Raw genomic sequence first — 18471 nt, forward strand, 5'->3', positions numbered from 1 at the left:
GCGGCACAATCCTGACCACATCCAGTGATTCGGAGTGTGCCGCTCATGCCCGTCGTGCTGCGTGAGGCCCGGGACACGCTCGTACCCGACATGGACGGCCCTCACGGGCCGCTGCCACCGGTGATGCTCGCCCTGACGGTGCTCACCGGGCTGGTCGACGCCTTCAGTTTTCTGCTCCTCGGGCACGTCTTCGTCGCCAACATGACGGGGAACGTCGTCTTCATGGGCTTCGCCCTCGCGGGCGCACCGAGCTTCTCCATGCTTGCTTCGGCGGTGGCGCTCCTGTCGTTCGCCGGCGGGGCCCTGGCCGGCGGTGTCACCGTCCATCTGGCCAGGGCCCACCGGGGCCGGCAGCTGCAGCACGCGCTCCTCGTCGAGACCGTCTTCGTCACCGCCGCCATGATCGTCACGCTGGTCTCGGGCGGTCCGTACACCGGGGGCGTCCGCTTCACCCTCATCGTGCTGCTCGGTGTCGGACTCGGTGTGCAGAATGCCTCGGTCCGGTCGCTCGCCGTACCCGACCTCACCACGACCGTGCTGACCCGCACCCTCACCGGGGCCGTGGCCGACAGCAGGATCGCCAGGGGGCCCGGCAGCCGGGCGGGGCGGCGCGTGCTCTCCGCCGTGGCCATCCTGGCCGGAGCCTTCCTCGGGGCCCTGGCCGCGCTGAACGTGCACCCGGCGCTGCCACTCGTGATCGCGGTGGGCCTCCTGGCCGCGATGAGTACGGTGGCATCCCTGCTGGCCCGGAGCGACGCCCCGTGGACGCGGCCACTCGTCAGGACATGAGGCGGCCACGGCCGGCGGCGGACGGGCAGCGATGGGTGGGACCCGTCCCGTGTCAGGCGCGACAGCCGACGTACCCGGACCGTAACGTCACGGGCACCGTTGACCGCACCGATACGTCTCAGGAGTCGTCGATATGCCCGCTGAACCGCTGTCCGCCCACGACATCGAGGCCGGTCTGCGCGAACTGCCCGGATGGCAGCTCGAGGGGGACCGGATCACCCGTACCTACCGGCTGCCCTCCCACTTCGCCGCGACCGGACTGACCGTCCACATCGCCCAGATCCAGGAGGAGCTCAACCACCACTCGGACCTGACGCTGGGATACAACACCGTGGCGCTCGCCGTGAACACGCACGACGCGGGTGGCGCCGTCACGCGTAAGGACCTCGCGCTGGCCACCCGCGTCGAGGCCGTCGCCGCCGGACACGGGGCGAAGTAGCCACAAGGGCCCGGGAGATCAGGGCGCCGGACCGAAGCGGGGATGTGCGGCGAGCCATCGCGCGTAGCTGTCGCTGCGCCGCACCGCCTCCGCGTACGCCGAGCGGGTGTGCCCGGTCACCGCACCGGCCGCGGCGCCCGCAGCGGGGGAGCGGGGATGCCGGCCGAGCAGATGGCGCCAGCTCAGCGGTGAACCCACGAGGGGCCGGGTCACCAGGCCCGGGGCCGGGGGGAATGTGGCCCGGCACAGCCCGATCGCCCTGCCCACCTGGACCAGATGGACTACGGACGCGGTGTCCGTCTCGTACACGGACACCGGAGTGAACCCGGCCCGCGCGCAGGCGGCGGCGAAGCAGTCGGCGAAGCACCCGTCGCCCGGTACGTCGGCCCAGCATTCGTCGGCAAGCGCGGAGAGCTCCAGCTCCCGTTCGCCCGCCAGCGGGTGCTTCTCGGGCAGCATGACGAAGACCGGATCGATCCCGATCAGCTGCCAGACCAGCCGGTCCGCCATCGGCGGCGGGCTCTCCCCGCAGGCCCCGATCAGGGCGAAGTCGAGCCTGCCGTCGATCAGCAGCGAGGCGATCTCCGCCACCGACCAGGAGGTGTGCGTGGTCACCGGCGCCGTCGGGTGCGCGGCGGCCAGCCGGTCGACGAGCCCACCGAGCAGCGGGCCGTGCGTGCCGCCGAGGCGGAAGCGCTCCACCGTGGCCCAGTCGTTGGCGAAGCGCACCGCCTCCTCCTGGAGCCCGCTGACCGCCGGGAGCACCACCCGGGCCCGCTCCAGCACCAGTTCGCCGAGCGGGGTGGGCCGCGCCCCCGTGTGGTCCCGGTCGAAGAGCGGGCCGCCGAGGGCCTTCTCGATCCTCCTCAACTGGGCGCTGAGCGCGGGCTGAGCGAGCCCCAGAGCCGCTGCGGCCTTGGTGAGGCTGCCGGTGTCGGCGATGGCCCGTACCGTACGCAGATGACGTAACTCCAGCTCCATGCGCGCACGTTATGGCCGTCGGGGCGCACCGGCAAGACGTGGAGCGCACTCTAGAGTTGTCCCGTGCTGGACTACGACGCCGAAGCCGCTCGGTACGACGCCACGCGCGGGGGACTGCCCCGCGCCCGGGCGGCGGCCGAGGCCGTTCTCGGGCTGGTGCCGCCGCCCGGCCGCACACTGCTGGACATCGGCTGCGGTACGGGATCCGTCACGGAGCAGATCGCCCTGGCCCGACCCGGGTTGAGGGTGTTCGGCGCCGACGCCTCGTACGGCATGGCGCGGGTCGCCCGGCAGCGGATCGGTGCGGTCGCCCTCGCCGACGTACGGCGGCTGCCGGTGGCCGCCGGGACGCTCGACGCCGTCAGCGCCGTCTGGCTGCTGCACCTGCTGCGTGGTGACGGCTCCGTCGGCGAGGTGGTGGCCGAGGCGGCACGGGTGCTGCGGCCCGGCGGGGTGTTCGTGACCACCGTCGACAAGGACGCCGGCCATGACGTGGGGAGCGACATCGACACCGTGCTCGCCCCCTATCTCAGCTCGCGGCCGGCCGACGCGGCGGACGTGGTCACCGGGTACGCGGACACCTGTGGCCTGGAGGCGGCGGGCGAGGCCGGCTTCACCGGGCACGGACAGGGCCGCTCGCCCTCGCGCACCGCCCGGGCGGTGCTGCGGGGCGACTACGCGTCGCGGCTCGCCCTGCCCGGGACGGCTGCCGCCCGGCTGGCGGAGGAACTCACGGCGCTGCCCGGCGCCGGGGCGTCCCGCCCCGACCCCGCCTACCGGTTGCTGGCCTTCCGGAGGCCGTACTGAGGAGTCCGGGCGCCGGGCGGGTCAACCGCAGTCGCTCGCTGCGTCCGGCGTGGATTCGTTCGTGCGCAGATGGCCGAGCATCGTCTCGGAGATCTCGGCCAGTGCCCTGATCTGGCCGTCGTCCAAAGGAGCCGTGAGCCATCGGCGGATGTGTCCGGCGCGGAGGGGCAGTGCGGCCTCGATGGCGGATCGGCCGTCAGGGCTCAGGACGATCACCGTGCCCCGGGAGGCCCCGGGACACTGCTCACGGGTGAGCAGGCCGCGTCCGATCATCCGGTTGAGATGGTGATGCAGACGGCTCTTCTCGAACTGGGTGACACCGCTCAGTTCGAAGGCCCTCAGCCGAGCGTCGGGCGCCTCCACCAGTGCGCTGAGAATGGCGAAGTCGGGCTCGGACAGCCCCGTGTCCTGTTGGAGCTGCTGGGCGAGCCGCTTCCAGAACAGCACCTGGGTCTCGAAGTACGCGCGCCAGACGCGGTCCTCGCTCGGGGAGAGATGGTCCGAGGTGCTGTTCATGGCCGCAGATCTTACCGGGAGTGAGGTGCGGGGAGCCGGGGTGGCGTGCGGTCCCGGTGGTGCGGGGGGCCGGGGGTGGTCCTCGGTTCCGGTGGTGCGGGGGCTCGGGGTGGCGTGCGGTTCCGGTGGTGAGGGGGGCCGGGGGCGCGTGGGACGCCGAGGCCGTCCACGCGCGGACGAGCCCCCTCCCCGGGCCGAGGGCTCGTCCACGCATCGGCGCCGGGGATCCGGCGGTCCGCCGATATCCGCGGACGGGCTTCAGGGCGTCCGCCCAGGTCTCCAGCTGGTCCAGTACCCGGCCGAGCTCCTCCTCCCGGGTCTCCGACGGCGAGAAGGAGGGGTAGTCCGGGAAGTCGACCGAGACGGGCAGCGGCAGCTGCGCCTGTACGGTCGCGATCTGGAGTTCCGCCGTGATCTGGCGGAGGTGTTCGACGGCTCGCACGCCGCCGGCCGCGCCGATGCTGACGAACCCGGCGGCCTTGTCGTTCCACTCGCCGTAGATGTAGTCCAGGGCGTTCTTCAGCGCGGCGGGTGCGCTGTGGTTGTACTCGGGCGTGACGAAGACGAAGCCGTCGAACTCGCCGATCTTCGCCGCCCAGCGCTTCGTGTGGGCGTTCTCGTACTTCCTGTACTGAGGCGGAAGCGCCTCGTCGTAGGCCGGCAGGTCGTAGTCCGCCAGGTCGACCAGCTCGTAGTCGGACTCCGGGCGCTTGGAAGCGGTCGTGTGCACCCACTCCGCCACCTCTCGGGTGACGCGGCCCGGGCGGACACCTCCTACGATCACGGCAATTCTGGGCATCGACGGTTCCCTCATCCAAGGAGCGGGTTGATGTGTCAACTCAAGGCTGCGGGGGGTCGAGGTGATGCGTCAACTCACCTTCGGAGCTGTTCACGGGAATGAAGCACGGAAGTCACAGGCCCGGCGGAATACGACGGCGCCCCCACCGCGCGACTGCGGTGGGGGCGCCGTGCGGGCGTGTGGAGTCAGGCGCCCAGATTGAATTCCGCCGGGTCGGAGCCGAGGCGCTTGCCCTCGTCGAGAGCGGCGAAGGCGGCCAGGTCGTCGGCGTCCAGCTCGAAGCCGAAGACGTCGATGTTCTCCGCGATCCGGGCCGGCGTCACGGACTTGGGGATCACCACGTGTCCGGTCTGCAGGTGCCAGCGGAGCACCGCCTGGGCCGGGGTCCGGCCGTGCTTCTGCGCGACGGCGACCACCGTCGGGACCTCCAGGAGGCCCTTGCCCGAGCCCAGCGGCGACCAGGCTTCCGTGACGATGCCGTGCTCGGCGTGGAAGGCGCGGGACGTGGCCTGCTGGAGCTGGGGGTGCAGCTCGATCTGGTTGACCGCGGGGACGACGGAGGTCTCGCCCAGCAGGCGCTCCAGGTGCTCGGGGTTGAAGTTGGAGACACCGATGGACTTCGCGCGGCCGTCGGCGAGGATGCGCTCGAAGGCCTTGTACGTGTCGACGTAGGCGTCCTTGGCCGGGACCGGCCAGTGGATCAGGTACAGGTCGACGTAGTCCAGACCCAGCTTGTCCAGCGACGCGTCGAAGGCGCGGAGCGTCGAGTCGTAGCCCTGCTCGGCGTTCCACAGCTTGGTGGTGAGGAAGAGGTCCTCACGGGCCACACCGGAGGCGGCGACGGCCTTACCCGTGCCCGCCTCGTTCCCGTAGATCGCGGCGGTGTCGATGCTCCGGTACCCGGCCTCCAGGGCCGTGGCCACGGCCGTCGTGGCTTCGGCGTCCGGCACCTGCCAGACGCCGAAGCCGAGCTGAGGCATCTCGAGGCCGTTGTTGAGCGTGATGGTGGGGACCTGGCTCACGAGCAGTCGATCCTTTACGTCGGTCGGTTGGTACTCCCAAGGGGAACGAACAGGCGAGCCCAACCATTCCCACCTGCCCGGATCCTGTGAACCGGAAGAATGTTCCCCTGACGCACCGCCAGGGAAGACCCGCGCGCTCACCCGTACAAGGCGTCCACCTCGGCCGAGTACGCCGTCTCGATCGCCTTGCGCTTCAGCTTGAGCGACGGGGTCAGCAGGCCGTGCTCCTCGGTGAACTGGTGCGCCAGGATGCGGAAGGTGCGGATGGACTCCGCCTGGGACACCGCTGTGTTCGCGGCCACCACCGCCCGGCGCACCTCCATCTCCAGGTCGGGGTCCCGCACCAGGTCCGCGGCGGGCATCGCGGTGCGGCCCTGCATGGCGAGCCAGTGCTCCACCGCCTCCTGGTCGACGGTGACCAGAGCCGCGATGTAGGGCCGGTCGTTCCCCACGGCGATGCACTGTGCGACCAGCGGATGTGCGCGCACGCGCTCCTCGAGGCCGGTCGGGGCCACGCTCTTGCCCCCGGAGGTCACCAGGATCTCCTTCTTGCGCCCGGTGATGGTCAGATACCCGTCCTCGTCGAGCGCACCCAGGTCGCCGGTGGCGAGCCACCCGTCGTGCAGTACGGAGTCCGTGTCCTTCGGCCGGCCCAGGTACCCGGAGAACACATTGGCGCCGTGCACCCAGATCTCGCCGTCCCGGGCGATGTGCACCGAGGTCCCGGGGATCGGCTGGCCGACCGTCCCGTACCGGGTGCGCTCGGGCGGGTTGGCCGTGGCGGCGGCGGTCGTCTCGGTGAGCCCGTAGCCCTCGTAGACCGTGACGCCCGCACCCGCGAAGAACAGCCCGAGCTGCCGGTCCATACCGGAGCCACCCGTCATGGCGTGCCGGACCCGGCCGCCCATCGCCTCCCGGAGCTTGCGGTAGACGACCTTGTCGAAGAACTGGTGCTGCATCCGCAGTCCGGCGGACGGCCCGGGGCCGGTCCCGAAGGCGCGCTCCTCCAGCGCCTCCGCGTACTTCACCGCCACCTCGACGGCCTTGTCGAACGCACCGACGCGGCCCTCCGACTCCGCCTTGCGCCGCGCGCCGTTGAACACCTTCTCGAAGATGTACGGCACCGCCAGGATGAAGGTGGGCCGGAACGAGACCAGGTCCGGCATCAGGGCCTTCGCCGACAGCTCGGGCTGGTGTCCCAGCTTGACCCGGCCGCGCAGCGCCGCGATCTCGACCATGCGGCCGAAGACATGGGCGAGCGGCAGGAAGAGCAGTGTCGCCACCTCCTCGCCCGGTTTCGAGAGGAACACAGGATGCCAGCGGCCGACCATGGTGTCGGCCTCGAACATGAAGCTGGCGTGGGTGATCACGCAGCCCTTGGGACGCCCCGTCGTGCCGGAGGTGTAGATCACCGTCGCCACCGAGTCGGGAGTCACCGCGCGGCGGTGCCGGTGCACGACCTCGTCGTCGACCAGTGCCCCGGCGTCGACGAGTTCGGTCACCGCGTCGGCGTCCAGCTGCCAGAGCCGGTGCAGATTCGGCAGCCGGTCGATCACCGAACCGATCGTCATCGCGTGGTCCTCGTGCTCGACCATCACGGCCGCGACCTCGGCGTCGTGCAGCATCCACAGGACCTGTTCGGCCGACGAGGTCGGATAGACGGGCACGGACTGCGCGCCCACCGTCCAGAGGGCGAAGTCGAAGAGGGTCCACTCGTAGCGCGTGCGGGACATCAGGGCGACCCGGTCGCCGAACCTGATGCCGTGTGCGATCAGCCCCTTGGCGAGAGCGAGCACCTCGTCACGGAACGCCGAGGCGGACACGTCGTGCCATCTTCCCTCCGCGTCCTTGCGGCCGAGGGCGATCCGGTGGGGATCTTCCTCGGCGAAGTCGAAGACGGTATCGGCAAGACCGCCGACTTGAGGGGCAGCGGCCATGGGTGGGACAGTGAACTCGCGCAATGACCTGCTCCTTGTGGCGCTCCGCACGGCGCCGCGACGCTACCTCACCGTACGAGGCCGCGGGAGGGTCCGAAGTCTCCGGAAAACGTGGCATCTGGCCAGGGCAGCCGTAGAAATCGGGCCAGATGGGCAACGCTCGGGCAGACATCTGACCGCGGAGTAAGTAGCTGGGGCGGGTATCTCCACCGAATCTGTACGCAGCACTTACGCGGGGTCCGGGAGTGAAGGCGCGACCGGGCCGCGGTGCAGGCGGTCACCGCCCGCCAGGATCGCCGCCGCGAGGGCGTCCGCAGCCTCCTGGGCGGTGTCCCTGCGCCGCCCGTGCAGCAGCACGAAATCCACATCGCCCAGATCCGGCAGACCTGCCCGGGACGGCACCGGCACGAGCCCCGGGGGGATGAGCCCCCGGGTGTGCGCCATCACCCCCAGGCCCGCGCGGGCCGCAGCGACGAGTGCGCTCAGGCTCGCACTCGTACACGCGAACCGCCAGGACCTGCCGTGCTCCTCCAATACCTCCAGGGCGCGAGCCCTGGTGATGCCGGGGGGCGGGAAGGCGATCAGCGGGAGCGGGCGCTCGGGATCGATCCGCAGCTGCGGGGCGCCGATCCACGTCAGGGTGTCCTGCCAGACGAGCTCACCGTGGGTGTCCCCGGTGCGGCGCTTCGCCAGCACCAGATCGAGCCGGCCCGCCGCGAGCTGCCTGTGCAGGGCGCCGGACAGCTCCACCGTCAGCTCCAGCTCGACCTCCGGGTGCTCCCGCCGGAACGACTCCAGGATCTCCGGCAGCCGGGTCAGCACGAAGTCCTCGGAGGCGCCGAAACGCAGCCGCCCGCGCAGCCGCGTCCCCGTGAAGAATGCCGCCGCCCGCTCGTTGGCCTGCAGGATCGTCCGGGCGAAGCCCAGCATGGCCTCGCCGTCCTGGGTGAGGTCGACCCGGTGGGTGTCGCGGATGAACAGCTGGCGTCCGGCTTCGGACTCCAGCCGCCGCACGTGCTGGCTGACCGTCGACTGCCGGACGCCCAGCCGCCGTGCCGCCTGGGTGAAGCTGAGGGTCTGGGCGACGGCCAGGAAGGTGCGGAGCTGGACGGGGTCGTACATGGGGCGAGGTTATCGCGATTCGTGATGACAGTCAGTTCGGTGTGCTGGATTCCCGATCGCGGTGTGAGGGAGCACGATGGGGAGGGCACGACCCCACCGAGAGAGCACGGAGCACATGAGCCGCCGCACGAGCCGCCGTATCCCCGCGCTGCCGTCATGGCTGCCGGTCGACCCCTACATCCTGGCGCTGATCGGCACGGTGGTACTCGCGGCACTGCTGCCGGTGTCCGGGACCGGCGCAGAGGTGGCGGGCGGGGCGTCGACCGGAGCCGTGGCCCTGCTCTTCTTCCTCTACGGAGCGCGGCTCTCGACCGCCGAGGCGCTCGACGGTCTGAAGCACTGGCGTCTCCACCTCACCGTCCTGGCCTGCACCTTCATGGTGTTCCCGCTGTTCGGGCTCGCCAGCCACGGGCTGGTGCCCTACGTGCTGACCCCCCAGCTGCAGGACGGCTTCCTCTTCCTGTGCCTGGTGCCCTCGACCATCCAGTCGTCGATCGCCTTCACCTCGATGGCCCGCGGCAACGTGCCTGCCGCCATCTGCGCCGGCTCCTTCTCCAGCATCGCCGGGATCCTGCTGACCCCGCTGCTGGCTGCCGCGCTGCTCGGCGGGAGCGGGGGAGGGTTCTCCGCGGACTCCCTGCTGAAGATCGTCCTCCAGCTGCTGGCACCCTTCCTCGCGGGGCAGCTGCTGCGCCGCTGGGTCGGAGGTTTCATCAGCCGCCACCGCAAGGTGCTGGGCTACGTCGACCGCGGCTCGATCCTGCTCGTCGTCTACACGGCCTTCAGCGAGGGCGTGGTGGCCGGGATCTGGAACCAGGTCACCCCGCTCCGGCTCGGCGCGCTGCTCGGAGCCGAGGCCGTACTGCTGGCCCTCATGCTCACCGTGAGCTGGTACGGGTCGAAGCGGCTGGGCTTCGGGCGCGAGGACCGGATCGCCATCCAGTTCGCCGGGTCCAAGAAGAGCCTGGCGGCCGGGCTGCCCATGGCCAGCGTCCTGTTCGGCGCGCACGCCAGTCTCGCGGTGCTGCCGCTCATGCTCTTCCACCAGATGCAGCTGATGGTCTGCGCGGTGATCGCGAAGCGCCGCTCGCGCGACCCGCTGCCGAGCAGTGAGGCCGACGCCAGGTCTGTTCCGGCCGATGCGCTGAACTGAGCGCCGGTGGCCGGCGCCGCCGCCGCTCCTCAGCGCGAGCGCGGTGGGGCGTGGGGCGTCGACGACTGCCTGGTGACGGGAAGGCCCCGGCTCGGACCGGAGCTGCGAGCGCGTCGCTCCGGGCCGCGACGCGCGTCCGCGTCAGGCCCGCCCCGAATCCTCCACGCGGCCTCGGGGTGAAGGCCTACGCGGTCAGCCGCTCACCCGCGTAGTGATCGGCGTTCGCCGCTCCGACATCACCGTCGGAGCGGCTGATCTCTGCCCACACCGCGTCGAGGGAGAGGCCGAGGACATCGGCGATCGCCGCGATGGTCGGGAAGGCGGGGGTGGCCACGCGGCCCGACTCGATCTTCCTGAGCGTCTCAGGAGACACGCGTGCGTCGAGCGCGATCTCGAGCATCGAGCGTTCTCCCCGTGCCCGGCGAAGGAGGGAGCCGAGGCGCTGGCCGCGTGCGACCTCTGCGGGAGTGAGCGGCAGTCTGACCATGGCACCGATTCTAGTACCGGTATAGTTTGACCGGTATAGTTGTTGGTTCCATGAGGAAAAGTGGCACATGATCGAGATCCTGAACCCCGCCCTGCTGGCCCGCGCGAAGGACACCGGCGCCCTGGTCGCGCACATCCTGCAGACACTGAAGGGCCGGAGCACGGTCGGCACGAATCTCCTGGACATCGACCGGTGGGCCAAGGCCATGATCGCCGAGGCGGGGGCGCTGTCCTGCTACGTCGACTACGCGCCGTCCTTCGGGCGCGGCCCGTTCGGCCACTACATCTGCACGGCCGTCAACGATGCCGTGCTCCACGGGCGGCCCCACAACTACACGCTCGCCGACGGCGATCTGCTCACACTCGACCTTGCCGTCTCCAAGCGTGGAGTCGCAGCGGACGCCGCCATCAGCTTCGTCGTGGGCAACGCCCAGCCCGCGGAGAGCGTCGCGATGATCGAAACAACCGAACGGGCGCTGGCTGCGGGGATCGCCGCCGCCGGACCCGGAGCTCGAATCGGCGACATCTCCCACGCGATCGGCACGGTCCTCAGCCAGGCCGGATACGAGATCAACACCGAATTCGGGGGGCATGGCATCGGGTCGACGATGCATCAGGACCCGCACGTCGCGAACACCGGCCGTCCCGGCCGTGGATACAAGCTGCGCCCCGGGCTGCTGCTGGCGCTGGAGCCGTGGGTCATGGCGGACACCGCCGTACTCGTCACCGACGCCGACGGGTGGACGCTCCGGAGCGCGACGGGATGCCGGACGGCACACAGTGAGCACACGATCGCCATCACCGAGGACGGAGCCGAAATCCTCACGCTGCCTCAGCCGTTGAAGCCGCAGGGCTGAAACCCCGGCGTTCCTGCACCAGTTGCGGTGCGCTCGTGCGACATCGAGGTGGCCCGTACCGCTCGCGCTCCGATTGCTGTTCAGGGACCTCGCCCTTACCGGTGGGGCGGTCGAGGTCGAGATGTGCCGGCCCGGCGGCATGCGAGGATCGAGCGATGAGCAATTCCCGCCGTGAGCTACTGCGCTGGCAGTTCGACATGACCTGGTCGCTGTTCACGTACCACTTGGAGAGGCTCGCGCCCGAGGACTTCCTGTGGGAGCCCACCGACCTGACGTGGACGGTGCGCCCGGACGCCGCCGGGAACTGGCTGCCGGACTGGGCCGATACCGAGCCCGACCCCGTCCCCGTTCCCACCATCGGCTGGGTGAGCTGGCACATCGGCTGGTGGTGGAGCACTGCGATCGATCACGCGCGGGGACGTACGCCCCGTGAGCGCACCGACATCACATGGCCGGGCGACGGTCCTGCGACCGTCGCCTGGCTGCATGATCTGCGTACCCGGTGGGTGGCGGTCCTGGACGAACTCACCGACGCGGATCTGGACGCCGCCTCCACGCTCCCGTGGCAGACCCCGCCGGACAACACCGTCGGGCACATGATCGCCTGGCTGAACGCCGAGCTGATGAAGAACGTCGCTGAGATCGGGCAGCTGCAGCTGATCCGGGCGGCCTCGAAGCCGCAGTCGGAGAAGCAACAGGGCTGAGCAGAGGGAACGCCGGCCGGCACGGCGGTCGAGCCGTTCGCCGGCCGGAGGACCGCGCCTCCACCGCCGCCACCAGGCCGTCTCTTCAAATGATCATCGCTGGTGGATCATGGTGTCGTGATACGTCGCCATGAACTGTCCGAAGCTGAATGGGAGTTCGTCCGGCCGTTGCTGCCCGAGTCATTGCGAGGGCGGAAGCGGCTGGACGACCGCAGGGTCCTGAACGGGATCGTGTGGAAGTTCCGGACCGGCACGGCCTGGCGGGATGTGCCCGACCGCTACGGTCCGTGGGCCACGCTGCATACGCGTTTTCGCAGATGGGCGGCGGACGGGACGTTCGACCGGATGCTGCGGGCCCCGTCGGGTCGGTCGCGGACTCGTATGACAACGAGATGGCCGAGGCGCTGAACGGCCTTCGAGGCCGAACTCATAGAGATGCAGGGCCCCTGGAAAAACGTCGACGAGGTCGAACGGGCGATCTTCCAATGGATCACCTGGCACAACGAAGAACGTCTTCACTCCGCGCTCGACTACGTTCCGCCCGCCGAGTACGAGGGAGCCTTCTGGCGAAGCAAGGAGCAGACCCCGCAGTCCGCCTGAACCACGACCACCGGACTCTACGAAACTCGGGGCAGCTCAGTATGAGAGCGGGAGCCGACGGGCCACGTAGGCCTGTTGTCAGAGCCGTCCGGCAGAATCCGCTTCACCGACGCCACCATGACCTGGCGCCGCCCGGTAGGAGAAGAGGGTTCCTGTGCGTGAACTGCCCATGTTCGAACGTCTTTACCCTGATGTCCAGCTGACGTCCCCCTCGGAGAGGTTCGTGCTGCGGTGCGACTCGGAGGGTGTCGCCGTGGTCACGGACACCGACCGCGGTCAGGTCGTCTGGCGTGCGGGCGCAGCTGGACAGCTGTTGCTCGGACGCGGGTACGAGGTCGTCGTCGAGGGCGGGGAGGACGACGACACGGTCTGGCGCTCCGGTTTCGCCGCGCCCGGGGCGCAGTACCTCATACTCACGGATGCCGGAGAGCTGGAACTCCTGGACCGCGCACACGTCCGTCTGGGCAACATACGCTCCGGACTCACCCACCCTGTGCCGCTCGGGGACGCGGCGCCCGCGACTGCCATCACCCGGGATGCGTATCTGGTCAGGGAGGGGAAGACGCGGCGGACAGTGGTCCGCGAGCAGGACGGATGGCTGCGGGTCTGCGAGTACGGGAAGGGCGGAGGTATGAGCTACGCGCTGACCCGTCCGCTGGTCGACTGGTTCGAGCAGGGAGACACCGTGCTCACCTGGCGCCGGCACCTGGCGGGTGGTTCGAAATCCAAAGGCTTGATGCTGTGCCTGGTCGACTCCGCCGGGACCGTCCTGTGGCACGAGGGCACCCAACGCCCGCATGGACCGGTCCCCCAGGGAGAGCCCTACGCGTACGGTGGGCCCGCGTTGGAGGTGGGAGGGCGCCTGCGCAACCAGTCCCTGTCGTCTCCCGCCGGTACGCACACACTGGCTCATCAGGGCAACGGGGACCTGACTCTGTACTGCCACACCGAGCGTCGTGCCGTGTGGTCGACCGGCACGGGGTGGGTGGACGGAGGATGGGCAGAGCTCTCCGAGGACGGTGTCCTCTCGGTCCGCAACACCCATGGTGTCCCGGTGTGGAGTTCCGGCCCGTCCGGTTCGGGGGCCCGCCGGCTCGTGGTCGGTGATGACGGCCGTGCCGAACTGCGTGACGTGGAAGGCCGGTCGGTGTGGTCAACAGGCACACACGCGGCATGCCACGGCCCCACGGCCGACGCCCCGCGGGGTGCCGTGCTGCGCCGAGGACAGACGCTCGGACGGCACTCCCTCACCTCCCCCGACGGAAGCACCGTGCTCGGACACTGGGACGAACGCCGCCTCGTTCTGTTCGGGGCCGACCAGACCTGGCTCTGGTACGTGCACCTCGGCGAAGCGGCCGAGCCCGGACTGCGACTCGACGAGGACGGCATGCTGCGCGTTCTCGGCGACGAACGCCCAACGCTGGGCGGACCGGCCGACGAACTGCGTATCGAGGAGGGCGGAGTGATCCTGTGCCGTGCCGACGGCACCGTCGTCTGGCGCGACGGCGAGGCGGTGGCCGAGCCCGCCGCCGCCACGAACCCGCCCGCACAGGGAAGGCCCGTGAAGAGCCTGCCGAACACAGACGAGACCCTGCTGATCCGCACCGACTTTTCCGACCCGACCGCTTGGCAAGCTCTGCTCACGACCGTCATGACACCGAACCAGGACGGCTTCGTCGCGAACGTCCACCTAGTGGATGATCTCGCCTATCGCGACCTGACGGCCGAACAGATCCTGTCGGCCGCACGCGAGGTGGACACCGATCTGTTCATTGTGGCCGATAAGACCGCCCTCACGGCGCCGGAGATGCCGCTGCTGGCCCTCCTGCTCTTCGACGAGGACGACGAATCTGGGGAGGGTGAGGCCAGGCCGGAGCACGGCCAACTCCGAGTCCTCGCCTCAGAACTGTGGTCGGTCGAGAACAATATCTCCCTCGCCAACATGGATTGGCAGGACTTCGAGAACGCCGCCGACAACGGTGTCTTCCGGGGCTTCTGACCTTGGCAGGTTCTGTCGTCAAATGTCACGCCCACATCAGGAGTGATGCGAGGGTGACGGCCGCTTCGTAGGACTGGGCGGTCTTGTCGTAGCGGGTAGCGATGCCGCGCCATTGCTTCAGGCGGCAGCGTCCGCCTTCGCCTGAGCGGCCCGCAGCATCCGGTCGAACGTCCCGCCCGCCGCCCATCTGCGAAAACGCGTATGCAGCGTGGCCTTTGCGTGTTCGCGGCGACACCGCGAGGCCGGTCGGGGGGTCTATCGGGGATCAGCTTTGCCCATCTGCGCCTGCGCGGGGCGGCACCCGAAGACGGACCCTCACCGTCCACCTCGCCGTCGCTTCATCTGGCCGACGAGATGATTCGGACGGTGGCCCAGCTACGCGTGGTCGCAGGCTACTGCTCAGTCGTCGAACCACACGACGAGACGCACGTTGTCATCACCGTGCCGTGCCCCGAGTGTCTTCATGGCTGCCCAGACGGGTTGCCACTCGCCGGGTTCGGTGACGGCGTCCCTGCGGCGGAGGGTGACTGATCTGTAGAGCGTGTCCCCGATGAGCCACTCACTTCCTTCGGGCCACTCCCGCTCTTCACCTCTTTCCAGACCGACGGCCTCGGCGAATGCGGGACTCCAAGAGGACTTGCCCGTCATCCTGAGCCCTTTCGAGGTCTGGCGGTACTGATGAAGCCGGCTGTCGGGCTTCTCCGCGGGCTCGTCCCAGTCGACCGTCTTCACCTCGGCCCATGTGATCCATGTGGTGCCGTGCAAACCGCTTTCGCCGCACCACTCGGCCAGCTGCGCGAACCGCGCACCCACGGTGGCCGAGGCATCGGCGGGCAGACCCCTGCCTGCGGCCATGGGGCGGAAGTTCGCGTAGTTGCGGACCCCGAAGAGGCAACCGAACGCATCGTAATTGCGGCCCTCGTAAAAGGAGTCGAGGTCGTGTGCGGTGTGCCAAGGCGGCTCCTGACCACCCTGTGGGGCCCGGTATTCGACGAAGCCGCTTATGTCTGTACCCATGCCAGGCATTCTGTCGAACCGGTCAACTGATAAGTGATCAGCTCTGTCGCGTCGGCCTGGGCCCGGAGTGCGGTGGAGATCTGATGCCAGGTGCCGTCCCGCTGCCACCGGCGAACAGGTCGCGCACCCGGCCCCAGGGCCTGTACTCGGCGGACAGGGCCAGCCCGGGATGCCGGTGCGGACCCGGAACCGCACGCCGCCGATCAGCTGCCACGAGGGCCACATCGGTGGCCGCCGCGCTGACGATGCGTCCGGTGTGCCCCAGGCCGTTGACCACCGCGGACGCGTTGTCCTGGCCCAGGTCGTGCAATTCCTTGATCCGGGCGGTGACGAACACCTCGTAGTCCATCGAGAGTCCGAAGGCGGCGACGAGCCGCACTGCCTGCACGCCCCGCGCTCGCGCCGACCCCGGCACAGGTGGGGGTCAGCGGGTGTTCCGGCGTTCGCCCACCGGGTGTCACCGTGCGCCGTCCTCCGCCGGGCCGGGGTGCGGGGCACCTCGTATGTCGGCGAGTCCGAGGCCGGTGCGGCTGCGGGCGTTGGCCTCGGCGACGCGGGCGCTCAGCAACTCGGCCGGGCCGAGCGGCCGGAGGCGGGACGGGTCCGCGTCCCACTCGCGGCCACCGTCCAGCGGGCGGAGCTGGAGGTACGGGCCTTCGTGGCCCATCACCAGGCCCACCCGGCCGCTGTCGCCGTCCTGCACGGCTGTCCCGACCCCGAGGGTGTCGTCATCCGTCACCTCGACGCTCCGTTCCTGATCACTGCCGCGAGCGCGTGTGCCACGGGGGCGGAACAGACGCCGAGGTGGACGAGGGCGTAGCGAGCGGGCCGTGCGCCGTCGCCGCCGTCCGTGTCCGGCCAGGGCGTACGCACATCCATCACCGGCAGCTGGATACCCGCGCCGCTCAGTGCGGCGGCGAGGTCGTCGCGCGCGGCCACGGCTTCTTGGACCTTGGCCGTTGCCGCGCACCCTGCCTGGGGTGTCCTGCGGGGGAGGGCCGGCCTCTGCGACTGCTCTGTCACCGGTGTCTTCCTTCGGTTGTGCTTTGCGGATTCCTCTGCCTGACCACACGCCCTTGGCTACGGTGCGTGAGTAAGTCATTACGAGGATGGCCCGGTCGGGGGCGCGACACACCGAGGGAATGGTGTGCCTCTCCGGCAGGTCCCGCACGTTCCACATGTTCCACGGAGGACACGATGCCGACGAGGCGAGCGGTCACGGGCCGCAGCAGGGAACCACGTGCACGGTTCGCGGAGGAGTTGCGGAACCTGCGTACCGAGCGCGGCGAAAGCCTGCGGCAGCTCGGTGAACGGCTGGGCTGGGACTGGTCGTTGTTCGGGAAGATGGAGAAGGGTGAGACGGTCGGCGGGCCGGAGGTGGTGCAGGCGCTCGACCAGTACTACGGAACGCCGGGGTTGCTGCTGGCCATGTGGGAGCTGGCGATCAGTGACCATTCGCAGTTCAAGGAGCGGTACCAGCGGTACATGGCGCTGGAGGCGGAGGCGACGAGTCTGTGGCACTTCGCGGTGAGCGTGCTGCCGGGGCTGTTGCAGACACCGGGGTATGCGCGGGAATTGCTGGCGTCCGGCGGGCTCAGCGGGGTACGGCTGACGCAGCAGGTGGAGGCGCGGATGGGGCGGCGGAGCCTGCTGGAGGGAGAAGACGCGCCGCCTTTCCGGACGATCTTGTCGGAGGCCGCTCTTCGGACGGCATTGCGGAGTGCGGAGGAGTGGCGGGAGCAGCTGGAGTATCTGTCCGAGATGTCGGAACGGCCGAACCTGACCCTTCAAGTGCTGCCGCAGAGTGCCGGGTTGCACGGGTTGTCGAGTACTGACGTCTGGTTTCTTCGACTGCCGGACAGTCGTACTGTGGCGTATACGGAACACGGTTACGGAGGGGAACTCCACGAGGAAAGCGTTGCGGTGGAGCGCATGCAACGTGCGTACGATGCGACGCGTGACCTGGCGCTTTCCCCAGCCGAGTCGCAAAAATTCGTCCTGCGCATGTTGGAGGAACCGTCGTGCGATCCATCGACCTGAGCGCCGCAACCTGGCGCAAGAGCAGCTACAGCAACCAGGATGGTGGCGCGTGCATCGAGATCGCTGATGACTTCGCAGCTGTCGTCCCCGTACGTGACAGCAAGAACCCGCACGGCCCCGCGCTCATGTTCGCGGCGGACGGCTGGGCGTCGTTCGTCTCGGCCCTGAAGGACGATGCGCTGAGTATCTGAGGTACCAGGCGAATGACGCGGCCCTGTTGATCAGCGACTGGTCAACGGGGCCGTAGCCGTATGTGCCGCGCGGCACACACGCGTGCGGGAGAGGCCCGGCCGACGCAGGGGGCGCTCCCCGCCGGCCGGACCCCTGCCCCGTGCAGCGGGCGGGCCGGCTCAGCCCTGGCCCACCGTCGCCTCGAGGGCGATGCGGTGGTCACCCGCGTACACGTTCATGGACTGCCCCCGCAGGAAGCCGACGAGGGTCAGTCCGCTCTCGGCCGCGAGATCCACGGCCAGCGACGACGGCGCCGAGACCGCCGCGAGCACCGGGATCCCCGCCATCACCGCCTTCTGCGCCAATTCGAAGGATGCGCGCCCCGACACCAGCAGAATCGCCTGAGAGAGCGGCAGCCGGTCGTCCGTCAGGGCGCGCCCCACGAGCTTGTCGACCGCGTTGTGGCGGCCGACGTCCTCCCGGATGTCCATCAGCTCGCCCTCCGGTGAGAACAGGGCAGCGGCGTGCAGACCCCCGGTCCGGTCGAACACCCGCTGAGCCTCGCGCAGCCGGTCGGGGAGGGCGGCGAGCAGCGCGGGTGTCACCCGGACCGGGGGAGTGTCGGCGACGGGGTGGCGGGTCGTGGTGCGGACCGCGTCGAGGCTCGCCTTGCCGCACAGTCCGCACGACGACGTGGTGTAGACGTTGCGCTCCAGAGTGATGTCGGGGACCACGACGCCCGGGGCCAGCTTCACGTCCACCACGTTGTACGTGTTCACACCGTCGGCCGTCGCCCCGGCGCAGTACACGATCGACTGGACCTCGGAGCCCTCACCGATCACGCCCTCGCTCACCAGGAAGCCCGCCGCGAGCGCGAAGTCGTCGCCTGGAGTCCGCATCGTGATGGCCAGCGGCTTGCCGTTCAGCCGTATCTCCAGGGGCTCCTCGGCGACGAGGGTGTCGGGGCGGGTCGTGACCACCCCGTCCCGGATGCGGATGGTGCGGCGACGCTCGGTGACCCGTCCCATAGCC

General features: G+C 69.8%; 20 protein-coding genes and 4 pseudogenes. 11 read left to right on the top strand and 13 right to left on the bottom strand.

Features of this window, described 5'->3' with window-relative positions; genetic code table 11:
* Positions 1–45 precede the first annotated feature (45 nt).
* Together HED23_RS13010 and HED23_RS13015 are read left to right on the top strand one after the other, a co-directional pair.
* Entirely contained in the window at positions 46–789 is a 744-nt protein-coding gene (locus HED23_RS13010) for a YoaK family protein (RefSeq protein ID WP_203183573.1), read from the top strand.
* 133 nt (positions 790–922) lie between these two features.
* Positions 923–1228, top strand: a complete 306-nt coding sequence (locus HED23_RS13015; RefSeq protein ID WP_203183574.1) for a 4a-hydroxytetrahydrobiopterin dehydratase — start codon at positions 923–925, stop codon at positions 1226–1228.
* An 18-nt stretch (positions 1229–1246) separates the two neighbouring features.
* Here HED23_RS13015 and HED23_RS13020 read toward each other — a convergent pair whose 3' ends face one another.
* Positions 1247–2209, bottom strand: coding sequence for a LysR family transcriptional regulator (locus tag HED23_RS13020; RefSeq protein ID WP_203183575.1), 963 nt, complete (start codon positions 2207–2209; stop codon positions 1247–1249).
* A gap of 63 nt (positions 2210–2272) precedes the next feature.
* Here HED23_RS13020 and HED23_RS13025 point away from each other — a divergent pair, with 63 nt between their 5' ends.
* On the top strand, positions 2273–3016 hold the full coding sequence (locus HED23_RS13025) for a class I SAM-dependent methyltransferase (protein WP_203183576.1): 744 nt from the start codon (positions 2273–2275) through the stop codon (positions 3014–3016).
* Positions 3017–3037: 21 nt separating this feature from the next.
* Here the strand turns inward: HED23_RS13025 and HED23_RS13030 are convergent, their stop codons facing one another.
* The 5 genes and pseudogenes from HED23_RS13030 to HED23_RS13050 all read right to left on the bottom strand — a co-directional run bounded on the left by HED23_RS13030 (position 3038) and on the right by HED23_RS13050 (position 8412).
* On the bottom strand, positions 3038–3532 hold the full coding sequence (locus HED23_RS13030) for a MarR family winged helix-turn-helix transcriptional regulator (protein ID WP_238442354.1): 495 nt from the start codon (positions 3530–3532) through the stop codon (positions 3038–3040).
* Positions 3533–3962: 430 nt separating this feature from the next.
* Positions 3963–4346, bottom strand: a pseudogene (locus HED23_RS13035) (NADPH-dependent FMN reductase); the annotation flags it as partial.
* Between the two features lie 170 nt (positions 4347–4516).
* Positions 4517–5353 carry an aldo/keto reductase gene (locus tag HED23_RS13040; RefSeq protein WP_203183578.1) on the bottom strand — a complete coding sequence of 279 codons (837 nt, stop codon included), beginning with the start codon at positions 5351–5353 and terminating at the stop codon, positions 4517–4519.
* Positions 5354–5490: 137 nt separating this feature from the next.
* Positions 5491–7290 (bottom strand): AMP-dependent synthetase/ligase, encoded by a 1800-nt coding sequence (locus tag HED23_RS13045; RefSeq protein ID WP_203183579.1) that lies wholly within the window; start codon positions 7288–7290, stop codon positions 5491–5493.
* A 228-nt stretch (positions 7291–7518) separates the two neighbouring features.
* The gene (locus HED23_RS13050; protein WP_203183580.1) at positions 7519–8412 is read right to left on the bottom strand and encodes a LysR substrate-binding domain-containing protein; all 894 of its coding nucleotides are present in this window, start codon (positions 8410–8412) and stop codon (positions 7519–7521) included.
* A 115-nt stretch (positions 8413–8527) separates the two neighbouring features.
* Here HED23_RS13050 and HED23_RS13055 point away from each other — a divergent pair, with 115 nt between their 5' ends.
* Entirely contained in the window at positions 8528–9565 is a 1038-nt protein-coding gene (locus tag HED23_RS13055) for a bile acid:sodium symporter family protein (protein ID WP_203183581.1), read from the top strand.
* A 184-nt stretch (positions 9566–9749) separates the two neighbouring features.
* Here the strand turns inward: HED23_RS13055 and HED23_RS13060 are convergent, their stop codons facing one another.
* A complete protein-coding gene (locus HED23_RS13060; protein WP_203183582.1) occupies positions 9750–10052 on the bottom strand; it encodes a helix-turn-helix domain-containing protein in 303 nt (100 codons plus the stop codon).
* A 67-nt stretch (positions 10053–10119) separates the two neighbouring features.
* Between HED23_RS13060 and map the strand changes: the two genes are divergently transcribed.
* From map to HED23_RS13085, 5 genes and pseudogenes are all read left to right on the top strand, one after another.
* Positions 10120–10908, top strand: coding sequence for a type I methionyl aminopeptidase (map, locus tag HED23_RS13065; RefSeq protein WP_203183583.1), 789 nt, complete (start codon positions 10120–10122; stop codon positions 10906–10908).
* Between the two features lie 155 nt (positions 10909–11063).
* Positions 11064–11612 carry a DinB family protein gene (locus HED23_RS13070; RefSeq protein ID WP_203183584.1) on the top strand — a complete coding sequence of 183 codons (549 nt, stop codon included), beginning with the start codon at positions 11064–11066 and terminating at the stop codon, positions 11610–11612.
* 117 nt (positions 11613–11729) lie between these two features.
* The gene (locus tag HED23_RS36040) at positions 11730–12020 is read left to right on the top strand and encodes a transposase (protein WP_203183585.1); all 291 of its coding nucleotides are present in this window, start codon (positions 11730–11732) and stop codon (positions 12018–12020) included.
* Positions 12021–12038: 18 nt separating this feature from the next.
* A pseudogene (locus HED23_RS13080) lies at positions 12039–12212 on the top strand (integrase core domain-containing protein); the annotation flags it as partial.
* Positions 12213–12381: 169 nt separating this feature from the next.
* Complete coding sequence (locus HED23_RS13085; protein WP_238441936.1) at positions 12382–14211, top strand: DUF6924 domain-containing protein; 1830 nt, start codon at positions 12382–12384, stop codon at positions 14209–14211.
* A 25-nt stretch (positions 14212–14236) separates the two neighbouring features.
* On the opposite strand, the pseudogene HED23_RS35040 reads toward HED23_RS13085, so the two are convergent.
* The 5 genes and pseudogenes from HED23_RS35040 to HED23_RS13110 form a co-directional block, all read right to left on the bottom strand.
* Positions 14237–14338: pseudogene (locus tag HED23_RS35040) on the bottom strand (IS5/IS1182 family transposase); the annotation flags it as partial.
* 272 nt (positions 14339–14610) lie between these two features.
* Complete coding sequence (locus tag HED23_RS13095) at positions 14611–15228, bottom strand: hypothetical protein (protein WP_203183589.1); 618 nt, start codon at positions 15226–15228, stop codon at positions 14611–14613.
* A 214-nt stretch (positions 15229–15442) separates the two neighbouring features.
* A pseudogene (locus HED23_RS35045) lies at positions 15443–15592 on the bottom strand (MMPL family transporter); the annotation flags it as partial.
* A 93-nt stretch (positions 15593–15685) separates the two neighbouring features.
* Entirely contained in the window at positions 15686–15895 is a 210-nt protein-coding gene (locus HED23_RS13105; protein WP_238442264.1) for a hypothetical protein, read from the bottom strand.
* A gap of 68 nt (positions 15896–15963) precedes the next feature.
* A complete protein-coding gene (locus HED23_RS13110) occupies positions 15964–16251 on the bottom strand; it encodes a hypothetical protein (protein WP_203183591.1) in 288 nt (95 codons plus the stop codon).
* A gap of 174 nt (positions 16252–16425) precedes the next feature.
* Between HED23_RS13110 and HED23_RS13115 the strand changes: the two genes are divergently transcribed.
* A complete protein-coding gene (locus HED23_RS13115; RefSeq protein ID WP_203183592.1) occupies positions 16426–17268 on the top strand; it encodes a helix-turn-helix domain-containing protein in 843 nt (280 codons plus the stop codon).
* The gene (locus HED23_RS13120; RefSeq protein WP_203183593.1) at positions 17250–17459 is read left to right on the top strand and encodes a DUF397 domain-containing protein; all 210 of its coding nucleotides are present in this window, start codon (positions 17250–17252) and stop codon (positions 17457–17459) included. Before HED23_RS13115 ends, HED23_RS13120 begins: the two co-directional genes overlap by 19 nt.
* Positions 17460–17618: 159 nt before the next feature.
* Here HED23_RS13120 and fdhD read toward each other — a convergent pair whose 3' ends face one another.
* Entirely contained in the window at positions 17619–18467 is an 849-nt protein-coding gene (fdhD, locus tag HED23_RS13125) for a formate dehydrogenase accessory sulfurtransferase FdhD (protein ID WP_203183594.1), read from the bottom strand.
* Positions 18468–18471: the final 4 nt, after the last annotated feature.

It is taken from the genome of Streptomyces pratensis (assembly GCF_016804005.1).
Lineage (GTDB): Bacteria > Actinomycetota > Actinomycetes > Streptomycetales > Streptomycetaceae > Streptomyces > Streptomyces pratensis_A.

Excerpts from the sequence above, each read along its gene's own strand:
- HED23_RS13055 (WP_203183581.1), top strand. The coding sequence starts at position 8,528 with ATGAGCCGCCGCACGAGCCGCCGTATCCCCGCGCTGCCGTCATGGCTG.
- HED23_RS13045 (WP_203183579.1), bottom strand. The coding sequence starts at position 7,290 with ATGGCCGCTGCCCCTCAAGTCGGCGGTCTTGCCGATACCGTCTTCGAC.
- HED23_RS13015 (WP_203183574.1), top strand. The coding sequence starts at position 923 with ATGCCCGCTGAACCGCTGTCCGCCCACGACATCGAGGCCGGTCTGCGC.
- HED23_RS13010 (WP_203183573.1), top strand. The coding sequence starts at position 46 with ATGCCCGTCGTGCTGCGTGAGGCCCGGGACACGCTCGTACCCGACATG.
- fdhD (WP_203183594.1), bottom strand. The coding sequence starts at position 18,467 with ATGGGACGGGTCACCGAGCGTCGCCGCACCATCCGCATCCGGGACGGG.
- HED23_RS13050 (WP_203183580.1), bottom strand. The coding sequence starts at position 8,412 with ATGTACGACCCCGTCCAGCTCCGCACCTTCCTGGCCGTCGCCCAGACC.
- HED23_RS13060 (WP_203183582.1), bottom strand. The coding sequence starts at position 10,052 with ATGGTCAGACTGCCGCTCACTCCCGCAGAGGTCGCACGCGGCCAGCGC.
- map (WP_203183583.1), top strand. The coding sequence starts at position 10,120 with ATGATCGAGATCCTGAACCCCGCCCTGCTGGCCCGCGCGAAGGACACC.
- HED23_RS13115 (WP_203183592.1), top strand. The coding sequence starts at position 16,426 with ATGCCGACGAGGCGAGCGGTCACGGGCCGCAGCAGGGAACCACGTGCA.
- HED23_RS13030 (WP_238442354.1), bottom strand. The coding sequence starts at position 3,532 with ATGAACAGCACCTCGGACCATCTCTCCCCGAGCGAGGACCGCGTCTGG.
- HED23_RS13095 (WP_203183589.1), bottom strand. The coding sequence starts at position 15,228 with ATGGGTACAGACATAAGCGGCTTCGTCGAATACCGGGCCCCACAGGGT.
- HED23_RS13105 (WP_238442264.1), bottom strand. The coding sequence starts at position 15,895 with ATGGGCCACGAAGGCCCGTACCTCCAGCTCCGCCCGCTGGACGGTGGC.
- HED23_RS13020 (WP_203183575.1), bottom strand. The coding sequence starts at position 2,209 with ATGGAGCTGGAGTTACGTCATCTGCGTACGGTACGGGCCATCGCCGAC.
- HED23_RS13070 (WP_203183584.1), top strand. The coding sequence starts at position 11,064 with ATGAGCAATTCCCGCCGTGAGCTACTGCGCTGGCAGTTCGACATGACC.
- HED23_RS13085 (WP_238441936.1), top strand. The coding sequence starts at position 12,382 with ATGTTCGAACGTCTTTACCCTGATGTCCAGCTGACGTCCCCCTCGGAG.